The sequence below is a fragment of the Streptomyces tibetensis genome (assembly GCF_040647715.1).
GTDB lineage: Bacteria > Actinomycetota > Actinomycetes > Streptomycetales > Streptomycetaceae > Streptomyces > Streptomyces tibetensis_A.
In genome coordinates this window covers 213,363-225,099 of record NZ_JBEZCR010000008.1, presented here as the reverse complement: position 1 = coordinate 225,099, position 11,737 = coordinate 213,363, and the positions used below count along the sequence as shown (strand labels likewise).

Annotated in this window: 12 protein-coding genes; 5 read left to right on the top strand and 7 right to left on the bottom strand. The window is 70.5% G+C overall.

What is annotated here, in order from left to right:
• Positions 1-68 precede the first annotated feature (68 nt).
• The 3 genes from AB0B29_RS22595 to AB0B29_RS22585 form a co-directional block, all read right to left on the bottom strand.
• Positions 69-647, bottom strand: coding sequence for a TerD family protein (locus tag AB0B29_RS22595; RefSeq protein WP_104779480.1), 579 nt, complete (start codon positions 645-647; stop codon positions 69-71).
• Between the two features lie 138 nt (positions 648-785).
• Positions 786-2,930, bottom strand: coding sequence for an excinuclease ABC subunit UvrB (gene uvrB / locus AB0B29_RS22590; protein WP_362242544.1), 2,145 nt, complete (start codon positions 2,928-2,930; stop codon positions 786-788).
• A 40-nt stretch (positions 2,931-2,970) separates the two neighbouring features.
• Positions 2,971-3,837 (bottom strand): MHYT domain-containing protein, encoded by an 867-nt coding sequence (locus AB0B29_RS22585; protein ID WP_362242541.1) that lies wholly within the window; start codon positions 3,835-3,837, stop codon positions 2,971-2,973.
• Positions 3,838-4,126: 289 nt separating this feature from the next.
• Here AB0B29_RS22585 and AB0B29_RS22580 point away from each other — a divergent pair, with 289 nt between their 5' ends.
• Positions 4,127-4,999 carry a glycerophosphodiester phosphodiesterase gene (locus AB0B29_RS22580; protein ID WP_362242538.1) on the top strand — a complete coding sequence of 291 codons (873 nt, stop codon included), beginning with the start codon at positions 4,127-4,129 and terminating at the stop codon, positions 4,997-4,999.
• Positions 5,000-5,051: 52 nt separating this feature from the next.
• Entirely contained in the window at positions 5,052-5,606 is a 555-nt protein-coding gene (locus AB0B29_RS22575; protein WP_362242537.1) for a methylated-DNA--[protein]-cysteine S-methyltransferase, read from the top strand.
• 40 nt (positions 5,607-5,646) lie between these two features.
• Here the strand turns inward: AB0B29_RS22575 and AB0B29_RS22570 are convergent, their stop codons facing one another.
• A complete protein-coding gene (locus AB0B29_RS22570; protein WP_362242534.1) occupies positions 5,647-6,075 on the bottom strand; it encodes a VOC family protein in 429 nt (142 codons plus the stop codon).
• Positions 6,076-6,175: 100 nt separating this feature from the next.
• On the opposite strand from AB0B29_RS22570, the gene AB0B29_RS22565 reads away from it, so the two are divergent.
• A complete protein-coding gene (locus AB0B29_RS22565; RefSeq protein ID WP_362242531.1) occupies positions 6,176-7,090 on the top strand; it encodes a pseudouridine-5'-phosphate glycosidase in 915 nt (304 codons plus the stop codon).
• Complete coding sequence (locus AB0B29_RS22560; RefSeq protein WP_362242528.1) at positions 7,087-8,046, top strand: carbohydrate kinase family protein; 960 nt, start codon at positions 7,087-7,089, stop codon at positions 8,044-8,046. Before AB0B29_RS22565 ends, AB0B29_RS22560 begins: the two co-directional genes overlap by 4 nt.
• 12 nt (positions 8,047-8,058) lie before the next feature.
• On the opposite strand, the gene AB0B29_RS22555 is transcribed toward AB0B29_RS22560, so the two are convergent.
• On the bottom strand, positions 8,059-8,856 hold the full coding sequence (locus AB0B29_RS22555) for a methyltransferase domain-containing protein (RefSeq protein WP_362242526.1): 798 nt from the start codon (positions 8,854-8,856) through the stop codon (positions 8,059-8,061).
• A 355-nt stretch (positions 8,857-9,211) separates the two neighbouring features.
• On the opposite strand from AB0B29_RS22555, the gene AB0B29_RS22550 reads away from it, so the two are divergent.
• Positions 9,212-10,339 (top strand): magnesium and cobalt transport protein CorA, encoded by a 1,128-nt coding sequence (locus AB0B29_RS22550; protein ID WP_362242523.1) that lies wholly within the window; start codon positions 9,212-9,214, stop codon positions 10,337-10,339.
• A gap of 92 nt (positions 10,340-10,431) precedes the next feature.
• Here AB0B29_RS22550 and AB0B29_RS22545 read toward each other — a convergent pair whose 3' ends face one another.
• Both AB0B29_RS22545 and AB0B29_RS22540 read right to left on the bottom strand, forming a co-directional pair.
• Positions 10,432-10,860, bottom strand: a complete 429-nt coding sequence (locus AB0B29_RS22545; RefSeq protein WP_104779471.1) for a CBS domain-containing protein — start codon at positions 10,858-10,860, stop codon at positions 10,432-10,434.
• A gap of 206 nt (positions 10,861-11,066) precedes the next feature.
• Complete coding sequence (locus tag AB0B29_RS22540) at positions 11,067-11,708, bottom strand: uridine kinase (protein ID WP_362242520.1); 642 nt, start codon at positions 11,706-11,708, stop codon at positions 11,067-11,069.
• Between the last annotated feature and the right edge of the window lie 29 nt (positions 11,709-11,737).

The window sequence follows — 11,737 nt, the reverse complement described above, 5'->3', positions numbered from 1 at the left end:
CCCCCTGTGTCGTTGTGTGGAGTCGGGTGCTGCTCGCCGGGCCCCGCGACTCCGGGGCCCGGGTGCGCTCAGAGGACCGGCAGGATCGCCGGCATCAGGTCCTGGAACGTGCGGCCGTTGGCCGGGTTGCCCAGGGCCGTCATCGTCCAGCCCTGGCCGGAGCGGTGGACCTTGGCCATGATCTGGGCCGTGTACTGGCCGCCGCCGGCGAGCGTGTAGCGGGCGAGCTCCTGGCCGTTGGTCTCGTCGACCAGACGGCAGAAGGCGTTCTGCACTTCCTGGAAGGTCTGGCCCGTGAAGGAGTTCACGGTGAAGACGATCTGGTCGATGTGGACCGGGACCCGGGCGAGGTCGACGAGGATCGCCTCGTCGTCGCCGCCCTGGCCGACACCGCCGACGAGGTTGTCACCGGTGTGGCGCACCGAGCCGTCGTCGCTCACCAGGTGGCGGAAGAAGACGACGTCGACCGGCTGCTTGTCCGCGAACAGGACGGCGGAGGCGTCGAGGTCGATCTCCCGCGTGCGCGAACCGAACAGGCCGCGCCGGGGAGCCGCCTGCCAGCCGAGACCCATGCGAACCGCAGTCAGGCTGCCGCCGTCGTTCTTCTGCAGACTGATGGCCTGACCCTTGGTCATGTTGACGGTCACGCGCTGATTCCCCTCTCAACGTCCCCTGTTGCCGCGTGGTCGCGGTTGACCAGAACCCTACGCAGGGGCACTGACAGTGACGTACCCCGATCCGCACTTTGTGTCGGTCTTGCAACACTGCGCGTACGCGGCTCGTTGTCAGGCCAGGCCCGCCTCCTTCATCTGGCGCAGTTCCTTCTTCATCTCGGAGACCTCGTCGCGCAGCCGGGCCGCGATCTCGAACTGGAGCTCCGCGGCGGCGGCCCGCATCCGCGCGGTCAGCTCCTCGATCTGCCCGGCCAGTTCGGCCGCGGGACGGTCGGTCGGCACGGTCTCCGCGGCCTTGCCCTTGCCCTTGGCGGACTTGGCGCTTCCGGCCGCCTTGCCCAGGGACGGCACGGGCGCCTTGGTGCCCCCGCCGTCCTTCTTGGCCTTGCGGTAACCCGAGCCGAGCAGTTGCTCGGTGTCGATGTCCTCGCGGGCGATCTGGGCGACGATGTCGTTGATCTTCTTGCGGAGCGGCTGGGGGTCGATGCCTCGTTCCGTGTTGTACGCGATCTGCTTCTCGCGGCGCCGGTTGGTCTCCTCGATGGCCTTCTCCATCGCCGGGGTGATCTTGTCGGCGTACATGTGGACCTGGCCGGAGACGTTGCGCGCGGCGCGGCCGATGGTCTGGATCAGGGATGTGCCGGAGCGCAGGAAGCCCTCCTTGTCGGCGTCCAGGATCGCCACCAGGGACACCTCGGGCAGGTCGAGGCCCTCGCGCAGGAGGTTGATGCCGACCAGCACGTCGTACTCACCGGAGCGCAGTTCACGCAGCAGTTCGACCCGGCGCAGGGTGTCGACGTCGCTGTGCAGATAGCGGACCTGGATGCCCAGCTCCAGGAAGTAGTCCGTGAGGTCCTCGGCCATCTTCTTGGTGAGCGTGGTGACCAGGACGCGCTCGTCCTTCTCGGTGCGCTGCCTGATCTCGTGCACCAGGTCGTCGATCTGGCCCTCGGTGGGCTTGACGACGACCTCGGGGTCGACGAGGCCGGTGGGGCGGATGATCTGCTCGACGTAGCCGTCCGAGCGGGACATCTCGTAGGTGCCCGGGGTGGCCGACAGGTAGACCGTCTGGCCGATGCGCTCCTGGAACTCCTCCCACTTCAGGGGGCGGTTGTCGAGGGCGGAGGGCAGCCGGAAGCCGTGGTCGACGAGGGTGCGCTTGCGGGAGGCGTCGCCCTCGTACATGGCGCCGATCTGCGGGACGGTGACGTGGGACTCGTCGATGACGAGGAGGAAGTCGTCCGGGAAGTAGTCCAGCAGGGTGTTGGGCGGGGAGCCGGGCGAGCGGCCGTCGAAGTGCATCGAGTAGTTCTCCACGCCGGAGCAGCTGCCGATCTGGCGCAGCATCTCGATGTCGTAGGTGGTCCGCATACGCAGGCGCTGGGCCTCCAGCAGCTTGCCCTGCTTCTCCAGCTCCGTGAGGCGCTCGGCCAGTTCCTTCTCGATGTCGTTGACGGCCCGCTCCAGGCGCTCGGGTCCTGCGACGTAGTGGGAGGCCGGGAAGACGTACAGATGCTCGTCGTCGCTGATGATCTCGCCGGTGAGCGGGTGCAGGGTGGACAGCGCCTCGATCTCGTCGCCGAACATCTCGATGCGGACGGCCAGCTCCTCGTAGACCGGGAAGATCTCGATCGTGTCGCCGCGCACCCGGAAGGTGCCGCGGGTGAAGGCCATGTCGTTGCGCGTGTACTGGATGTCCACGAAGCGGCGCAGCAGCTCGTCGCGGTCGATCTCCTCGCCGACCTTGAGGGGGACCATGCGGTCCACGTACTCCTGCGGGGTGCCGAGGCCGTAGATGCAGGAGACCGAGGCGACCACGACGACGTCACGACGGGTGAGCAGCGAGTTCGTCGCGGAGTGGCGCAGGCGCTCGACCTCCTCGTTGATCGAGGAGTCCTTCTCGATGTAGGTGTCCGACTGCGGGACGTACGCCTCGGGCTGGTAGTAGTCGTAGTACGAGACGAAGTACTCGACGGCGTTGTTCGGGAGCAGCTCGCGGAACTCGTTCGCCAGCTGGGCGGCCAGCGTCTTGTTCGGCGCCATCACGAGCGTGGGGCGCTGGAGCTTCTCGATCATCCACGCGGTGGTGGCGGACTTGCCGGTGCCGGTCGCACCGAGCAGCACGACGTCCTTCTCGCCCGCCTCGATGCGCCGGGCGAGGTCGGCGATGGCTGTCGGCTGGTCGCCGTTCGGCTGGTAGGGGCTGACGACCTCGAAAGGCGCCACCGTGCGTTCGATCTTTGAAACGGGCCGCATGGGTTCCACCGTACGACCCCGCACTGACAATGGGCTCTGATCAGCGGTTCTGCGGCGCCCGGGACCCCCGGTGCTCCACGGTGCGACGGGGGCGGAAGCGCAGTCGGTGGGCGGAATGGCGGACGTGAGCGTGGGCGGGGATGCCCGGCTTGTGCTCGGCGGGGACGACGGTGGGCTTCCCCATGACCATCAGCGGGTCGAACATCACCACCACCCCAGCGAGGAGCAGGAAGGCGAGCGGGCCGATCAGCATGGGCGCGAGCAGTGTCGCGGGCGAGTCCCCCGTGGTGGGTTCGGCACTGCCGTGCAGGTGGACGCTGAGGGCGGCCATGCCCGTGTAGTGCATGCCGCTGACGGCGAGCCCCATGACGAGGCTTGCGCCCACGCTCCACAGGAAACCCCTGACCTGGCCGGCGGCCCACAGGGCGGCGGTGGCGGCGCCCATGGCGATGGCGACGGATATGCCCACGGTGACGGTGTTGTACTCCAGCCGGCCGTCGAGGCTCATGCTGGCCATGCCCAGGTAGTGCATCGACGCGATGCCCAGCCCGGTGATGGTGCCGCCGGTGAACAGGGCCGTACCGCGCGCGCCCCGGTAGCCGACGATGAAGATCCCGATGCCCACCATGATGATCGCGACCGCCAGGCTCGCGAAGGTCATCGCCTTGTCGTAGTGGATGGGGGTGCCGCGGACCGTGAACCCCATCATGGCGACGAAGTGCATGGTCCATATGCCGGAACCGATGGCGGCGGAGCCGAGGGCGAGCCAGCCGGGGCGCCAGGACTGGGCGACGAGCATGGATCTCGTGGTGCACCGCAGGCCCAGCGCGCCACCGAGGCAGGCCATGAAGTAGGCCACCAGGGGTGTGACCAGGCCGTAGCTGAATCCGTCGATCGTGCCCTGCATGCGCGGCTGCCCTTCCCGCCCTCGTACGTCCCGGAATTCCTGATGTGCGCCCCCTCCCAGGACCGCACGAGCGGTCAGGGTTGACGCAGAGAGTATGACCCCCACCGGAATGGTCGAACGACTTTCCGGCAAAGAAACACGGGCTTGCCGCAGTTGTGCGGTACCAGTGAGCGGAGTTGGGCGACCTCCGTTCGACGTGTGGCCATCCCGCATCCCTCTCGAGTTGACCCTCTGCTGTCACAGTTGTGCTGTCTGTGACATTGCCGTTCGCTCGTCGCGAGGAGTACGCATGCACGCGCGCGCTGTTGCCGCCTCGATCACCGCACTCCTGGGGACCGCCGCTCTCCTGTTCCCCGTCTCCCCCGCGCACGCCGCGGATGATGGCACGCCCCCGCTGGTCATCGGGCACCGGGGGGCCTCCGCGTACGCGCCCGAGAACACCCTGGCCTCCCTCGACAGGGCTGCGGAGCTGGGCATCCGCTGGGTGGAGAACGACGTGCAGCGAACGAGGGACGGAGAGCTGGTCGTCATCCACGACGACGACCTCCGGCGCACCACCGACGCCGAGGAGGTGTTTCCCGACCGGGCCCCCTGGAGGGTGGAGGACTTCACCGCCGCGGAGATCGCCCGTCTGGACGCGGGCAGCTGGTTCGATCCCGCGTACGCGGGTGTGCGCGTGCCGACGCTGGAGCAGTTCGTGCACCGTCTGGAGCGTCATCGCCAGAGGCTGCTCCTGGAGATCAAGAATCCGGAGCTGTATCCGGGCATCGAGCGGCAGACGCTGAAGGTCCTCGGCAACGAGGGCTGGCTCGACCGGTCGCACCTGACGGGCCGGCTGATCGTGCAGAGCTTCAGCGCGGACAGCGTGCGGACGGTGCACGAGCTGAAGCCCGGCGTGAAGACCGCCCTCCTGGGGACGCCACGGGTGGCGGAGCTGCTCGACTGCGCCGAGTTCGTCGATCAGATCAACCCCTCCTCCAGCTCGCTCACCCCGGCATACGTGTCCTCCGTGCAGGCGTTCGACGGGCCGCACGGCAAGCCGATGAAGGTCTTCACCTGGACGGTCGACGACGCGAAGACGGCCCGGCGGGTCGCCGGCTACGGGGTCGACGGCATCATCACGAACAGGCCGGACGTGGTGCGAGCGGCCCTGGGCGGCTGATCCGGCGTTCCGCACCGGCGGCGTTGTCAGTGGCGGGTCCTACTGTGGTCGCATGGAGAGCCGGAAGCAGATCGAGCCGCACGTCGTGTGGGCGGTCGTCGACAGCGGGATCGGGCCGTTGCTGCTCGCCGCGAGCCGGGGCGGGCTGGTCAACGTCGTGTTCCACGCCACGGAGGCGGTACGGGACCGGGCCGTCGAGCGGCTGGCGTCGCGGCTGGGCACCGAGCCCGTCGAGGCACCCGGCTCCCCGCTGCTGACCGAGGCGATACGTCAGTTCCGGGCGTACTTCGCGGGTGAGCGACGCGACTTCGACCTGCCTCTGGACTGGTCGTTGATCTCCGGTTTCAACCGGGCGGTCCTGCGCGAACTGGCCTCGGGCGTGCCGTACGGCCAGGTCGTCGGTTACGGCGACCTGGCCGGGCGCGTCGGCCAGCCGGGTGCCGCCCAGGCCGTGGGGATGGCGATGGGTGCCAATCCGCTGCCGGTGGTGGTGCCCTGTCACCGAGTGGTGGAGAGCGACGGCGGCATCGGCGGCTTCGGGGGCGGTCTGGAGACCAAGCGGAAGCTGCTCACCCTGGAAGGAGTGCTTCCCGAGCCGCTCTTTTGAAACTGCCGGCCCAGTGCAAGCCGATGGGTTCCGGGCTTGATCAGTCGTAGTGCCGGGCCTCGAAGACGTTGCCGTCCGGGTCGCGGAAGTAGAAGCTGCGCGTGGCCTTGCCCCGGGCGCCGAAGGAGCCCTGCGCGAGGTCCGACACCGGCACGGAGCGTTCTTCGAGACGACTGAGGAGCGCGTCGAAGTCGCCTCGGGGCAACGACAGGCAGACGTGGTTGACCGGGTGCCCCGCGCTGTCGGCGGAGCCGGGCAGCATCGTCATGTGTTCCGCGTAGCTCAGCGGCATGAGGTCGAGGATGGTCCCGCCGTTGACGCGCACGGAGGGGAACGGCGCCTCACCCGCCGTGAATTCCTGGAGCCGGACCGCCTCCAGTCCGACGGCCTTCTCGTAGAAGTCGGCGGCGGCGAGCGGGTCGCGCACCCAGAGGACGACATGGTCGAGACGAGGTGTGTGGTCCGTCATGTCCCCAGGCTCGTTGCCCACTCCGGCCGCCCGCAAGGGTTTGGCCCGGTCCGCCGCTCGCCAGAGATGAGGGAAGACGACCGACCGACTGGCAGGAGGCATGCGCGTGGTGCTGGTGGTGTCCGAAGAAGTGCGGGAGGCGATCGACGCGCGCCGCCCCGTCGTGGCCCTGGAATCCACGATCATCGCCCACGGGCTGCCGCGACCGCGCAACCTCCAGGTGGCGCTGGAGCTGGAGACGGCCGTACGGCAGGAGGGCGCTGTGCCCGCCACGATCGCCGTGCTGGACGGGCGCCCTTGTGTGGGCCTGGACAAGGAGCAGCTGGAGCGGGTCGCCAACGAAGACGGCATCCGCAAGCTCGGCCACCGCGACCTGCCGCTCGCGGTGGCGTCCGGGGCGAGCGGGGCGACGACGGTGTCGGCGACGGCGCTGCTGGCGGCGCTGGCGGGTGTACGGGTCTTCGCGACGGGTGGGCTCGGCGGGGTGCACCGGGAGTGGACGGCGACGCAGGACGAGTCGGCCGACCTGGGGCTGCTGGCGCGCACCCGCATCACGGTGGTGTGTGCCGGAGTGAAGTCGATCCTGGACGTGCCGGCGACCCTGCAGCGGCTGGAGACACTGGGGGTCGCCGTGGCCGGTTACGGCACCGACCGGTTCCCCGGCTTCTACCTCTCGGACTCCGGGCATCCGGTGGACTGGACGCTGGAGACGCCGGGGCAGGTGGCGGACGTCATGCGGGCCCAGGACGCGCTCGGCGGGCCGGAGTCGGCGCTGATCGTCGCCAACCCCGTGCCCGAGGACGAGCAGCTGGACCCGGACCTGCACGCCCGGGTGCTCGCAGAGGCGCTGCAGGCGTGCGCGGAGGAGGGCATCACCGGCCAGGCGGTCACTCCCTTCCTGCTCGACCACCTGGTGCGGCACACGGACGGCGCCTCCCTGAGCGCCAACCTGGCGGCGGTCCGGGGGAACGTACGCCTGGCGGCGCGCATCGCGGCGGCCTGGGCCCGGGGATGACGGCGGGCGGCGGCGCGGGGCCGGGAACGGGCTCCGGGAGCACGGGCGCCGCGGCGGGCCGGGGGCTGCTGGTCGTCGGTGACGTCATCACGGATGTCGTCGCGCGGCATCGGGGGCCGCTCGCCGCCGGCACGGACACGGCCGCCTCGATCCGGACGGTGGCCGGCGGGGCGGGCGCCAACGTGGCCTGCTGGGCGGCCCACCGGGGAGCGGCGGACGTACGGCTGCTCGGACGGGTCGGGGCGGATGCGGCGGCGTGGCACGAGCGGGAACTGGTCGCCCAGGGAGTGCGTCCGCGGCTCGTCGTGGACGCGCTGGCGCCGACCGGCACGGTGATCTGCATGGTCGACGGGGGCGCATCGTCGGAACGGACGTTCCTCACCGACAGCGGAGCGTCGGTGCGGCTCGGACCCGCGGACTGGTCGGACGTGCTGCTCGACGGCGTGGCCCGGCTGCACCTCTCGGGCTACCTGCTGTTCTCCGACCCGAGCCGGGCCCTGGTCACGGTGGCACTCGCAGCCGCACGCGCGCGGGGCGTGCCGGTGAGCCTGGACCCGGCGTCGGCCGGCTTCCTGGCGGAGCTGGGCGCCGAACGGTTCCTCGGTCTCGTCGAGGGCGTGGACGTGTTGCTTCCCAGCCGGGACGAGGCGTGCCTGCTGACGGGGCTGGCGGACGCGGCCGAGGCGGCGGCCGAGCTGAGCCTGCGGGTGCCGCTGGTCGTCGCCAAGCAGGGCCACGAGGGGGCTCTCGTGGCCCGCTCGGGGAAGGTGAACGCTCACGTCCCGGCCGTACCCGCGACCGCACGGGACACCACGGGGGCGGGTGACGCCTTCACCGGCGCGTTTCTCGCCGCCCTGCTCACGGGGGCCGGGCCGGAGGACGCGGCCGCGGAGGGTTGCAGGGCGGGCGCGCGAGCGGTGGAACAGGTGGGCGGCAGACCGCCCCTGCCGGGCTGACGACCCCGCCGGCTACTGCTCCTGCTTTCGCCCCCACGCCGAGATCATCGGTGCCGTCGTCAGATCGAGCGCACCGGACGCGACGTTCTCCAGGTGCCGGTCGATGTCCTGGTCCGTGGCGAGGCCGGCGGTGACGAGCTGGTCACGGATCTGACGGATCGTGACGGACTCAAGGGCCGCGCAGGCCGGCGAGGCGAGGGGGAAGTAGGCATCGGCCTGGACCCGGGTCAGTCCGGCGTTGCGGAGCAGCCGCGGCAGGGTGCGGCCGCAGGGCAGGTCGGTCCCGCGGTCGGTGAGCAGTCGGCGAAAGCCCTGCCGCAGCCGGTTCGCGAGCTGCTGCTCGGGGCCGTACTCGTCGGGGCAGAGAAGGGGCTGCAGCGCGGGGTCGGCGTCCTCGACGAGGAGGCGCCCGCCGGGACGCAGCGCCTTGGCCATGGACCGCAACGCCCCTTCCCGGTCGGCCACGTGGACGAGGGCGAGGCGGGCGTGCACCAGGTCGAAGTCCTCCCCCGGCGGCTCCTGCGCGCCGAGGTCGTGGAGCCGTACCTCGACCGGCGGCCGGGGGGCGGGGGCGAGCCGAGAGGTGTCGGTGTGGGTCACGACGACGCGTCCCGTCGGGCCGACCTTCTTGGCCAGCCAGCACACCACGGAGGTGCCGGCGCCGACCTCCCAGCACCGCCAGCCGGATCCGATGCCGAGCGCTTCGAGGTGCCGGAACGTCGTGGGGTCGAAGAGGGCGGCGAAGGCACTGAAGTGCTCGGCCGCCTCGGTCTGCCGGTTGGCCAGGAGGTACCCGTCGGTTAGCGTCATACGGCGATCATCCCATTTGCCCGACTTGCCCTCAGTCGTCGACGCTCCGGCAAGAGCACCGCGTCGGATGCTTTCCCGGCGGAGAACCATCGCTTTCGTGGCGGAGAACCCTGGAGCCTCCGGACCAGACCCCTAGCCGGACATGCGCCCGAACAGCTGCCTCCGCACGAGAACCACCCGGTCCGGACATGCGTCCATACGACAGGACCGCGGCGCCTGCATGTCCTTCGTCCACAGGCGGGAACTAAGCGGAACCCACCTTGTCCACAGGCTTACCCGCAGCTCACGCGGGGCTGGCAGACTGGCGGGCCAAGGCGCAGGAACGGCGCGAGAAGTTCCACGCAAGGAGAGCCGGATGTCCATGGCAGGGAATCTGCGGAAGGTCACGAGCCTCGGCGGGGTCGGTGGCCTGCGCAAGGTGGCTCGGCTGGCCCGGCGACATCCGCGCGTCGACCTGAGTCACCCGGCCCGGTCCCCCCTGGGCTCCTCGGTGGTGAACTGCGTGACGTACCGGGACGGCGTGCGCACCTCCGCGCGCGGCGATCTGGTGGACACCGTGGAGCGGGTGCGCAAGAGCCGGGAGGGCTTCGTCTGGCTCGGCCTGCACGAGCCCACGGACCAGGAGTTCGCGGGCATCGCGGAGCTCTTCGACCTGCACCCGCTGGCCGTGGAGGACGCGATCGAGGCCCATCAGCGGCCCAAGCTGGAGCGCTACGGCGAGACGCTCTTCGCGGTGTTCAAGACGGTCTGCTACGTCGAGCACGAGGAGCTGACGGCCACCAGCGAGGTGGTGAACACCGGCGAGATCATGGTGTTCGTCGGCGCGGACTTCGTGATCACCGTGCGGCACGGCCGGCACGGCTCGCTGGGCCCGCTGCGCGAGGAACTGGAGTCCGACCCCGGCCAGCTCGCCAAGGGCCCGTCGGCGGTGCTACACGCGCTCGCGGACCATGTGGTGGACGACTACCTGACGGTGACGGACTCCGTGCAGGCGGACATCGACCAGGTCGAGACGGACGTGTTCTCGGAGGCCGGTGCGCGCGCCGACCCGGGGCGCATCTACCAGCTCAAGCGTGAACTGCTGGAGCTGAAGCGGGCGGTCGTGCCGCTCAGCCGGCCGCTGGAGGATCTCGCCACCCGTCCGATCCGGGCGGTCGATCCGGAGATACAGGCGTACTTCCGCGACGTCTCGGACCATCTGCTGCGGGCGAAGGAACAGATCGCCGCCTTCGACGAACTGCTCAACTCCATCCTCCAGGCGCACCTCGCGCAGGTCACGGTCGCGCAGAACGAGGACATGCGGAAGATCACGGCGTGGGCCGCGATCGTCGCGGTGCCGACGATGGTCTGCGGGGTCTACGGCATGAACTTCGACCACATGCCGGAGCTGCACTGGCGGTACGGCTACGGCATGGTCATCGGCGTGATATCCGTCGCGTGCCTCGCCCTGTACCGGGGGTTCCGGCGCAGCGGCTGGCTCTGACACGTGCGTGCCTGCGAGGGTCCAAGGCTCGAGCGGGCGCCTGTGGAGCGATCCGGGCGGTCAGTGTCAGTGAGCGTGGTCAGTGGGTGCGGTCAGTGCATGGCGGTCGTCGCGTAGACGCTCTCCGCCCAGGAGGCGATCTGGTCCTTCGCCAGATGCCGGGCCAGGTCGGCTTCGCTGATCATGCCGACCAGGCGCTTGTCACGGATCACCGGCAGCCGGCGGATCTGGTGCTCCTGCATCTCGTGCAGCACCTCGCCGACATCGGCGTCCGCGTCGATCCAGCGGGGCGTGCCCTTGGCCATCTCGCCCGCGGTGATCCTGGCGGGGTCGTGGCCCACGGCGACGCAGCCGACGACGATGTCGCGGTCGGTGAGGATGCCGCAGAGCCGCTCGTTCTCGTCGCTGATGGGCAGGGCACCGACATTGAGCTCGCGCATCAGCTGGGCTGCGCGGTCGAGTGTCTCGTGAGCGGGGATCCACTGGGCGCCGCGGTGCATGATTTCTCCGGCGGTGGTCATGGAGTACCTCCCGGGGCCGGACGGCCGGCGCGGAGCGGGACGCACCGCGAGTCCCGGCGCCCTTCATTCTCGCCGCGCAGCCGGACGCCCGCACACGGAAGCCGACGACCGCCGGGCCGGCACCGGACAGAGGTCAGCACCTGACCCGAGTCGCCGGGGAACACCGGTCGGCACAGAACAGTTCGGCGCCGGGCACCGGCCGCGCCTCAGCCGTTCCACGCCGGATGACGCGGGTCGTCGGCCCGTACCAGGACGTCCGCCGTCCCCACCGGGTCCGTCTCGTGCTCGTAGCGCTCGAAGGCGGGGAGGGTCCAGTGCTCGGCCTCGGGGGTGCGGCGGCGCAGGGCGCCCCGGGAGAGGAGGACGTGGACGCTCAGATCGAAAGGGAACCAGTGCCGAAGGAGGAAGGGCCCGTGCATCAACAGCAGACCGCCGGGCTGGAGTTCGGTGTAGGGGCTGCGAGTGGCGCGGTCGGTGGCCGGGTCCCACAGGTCGGGCAGGACGCGGCCGTCACCGTCGGCTTCGAGCGGGCCGAACACCTCGCGCCACAGGGCGCCCGTGTCGTACCAGCCGCTGTAGTAGGCCTCGACGTCCTGGTGGCCGTACTCCAGCCGTACGGAAGCGGAACGCAGGAAGCCCTCGGTGCCGACGACGAGCGAGGAGCGGCCGCGCACACGCAGCGCCTCCGAAACCCGGTGGGCGAGGTCTCCGGGGCGGGCGGCCGGGGCGCCGTCGAAGGCGATGCGGGGCCAGGGACCGCCGTCGGCGGGCTTCAGATCGAGCAGGCGCTCGGCGAGCAGGTCGCCGAGCCGTTCCCAGGTGATCGCTTCGAGTCGCACACGACCCATGATGCGTCAGGCCGGAACAGGAGGCGTCC

Excerpts from the sequence above, each read along its gene's own strand:
- uvrB (WP_362242544.1), bottom strand. The coding sequence starts at position 2,930 with ATGCGGCCCGTTTCAAAGATCGAACGCACGGTGGCGCCTTTCGAGGTC.
- AB0B29_RS22585 (WP_362242541.1), bottom strand. The coding sequence starts at position 3,837 with ATGCAGGGCACGATCGACGGATTCAGCTACGGCCTGGTCACACCCCTG.
- AB0B29_RS22580 (WP_362242538.1), top strand. The coding sequence starts at position 4,127 with ATGCACGCGCGCGCTGTTGCCGCCTCGATCACCGCACTCCTGGGGACC.
- AB0B29_RS22575 (WP_362242537.1), top strand. The coding sequence starts at position 5,052 with ATGGAGAGCCGGAAGCAGATCGAGCCGCACGTCGTGTGGGCGGTCGTC.
- AB0B29_RS22570 (WP_362242534.1), bottom strand. The coding sequence starts at position 6,075 with ATGACGGACCACACACCTCGTCTCGACCATGTCGTCCTCTGGGTGCGC.
- AB0B29_RS22565 (WP_362242531.1), top strand. The coding sequence starts at position 6,176 with ATGCGCGTGGTGCTGGTGGTGTCCGAAGAAGTGCGGGAGGCGATCGAC.
- AB0B29_RS22560 (WP_362242528.1), top strand. The coding sequence starts at position 7,087 with ATGACGGCGGGCGGCGGCGCGGGGCCGGGAACGGGCTCCGGGAGCACG.
- AB0B29_RS22555 (WP_362242526.1), bottom strand. The coding sequence starts at position 8,856 with ATGACGCTAACCGACGGGTACCTCCTGGCCAACCGGCAGACCGAGGCG.
- AB0B29_RS22550 (WP_362242523.1), top strand. The coding sequence starts at position 9,212 with ATGTCCATGGCAGGGAATCTGCGGAAGGTCACGAGCCTCGGCGGGGTC.
- AB0B29_RS22545 (WP_104779471.1), bottom strand. The coding sequence starts at position 10,860 with ATGACCACCGCCGGAGAAATCATGCACCGCGGCGCCCAGTGGATCCCC.
- AB0B29_RS22540 (WP_362242520.1), bottom strand. The coding sequence starts at position 11,708 with ATGGGTCGTGTGCGACTCGAAGCGATCACCTGGGAACGGCTCGGCGAC.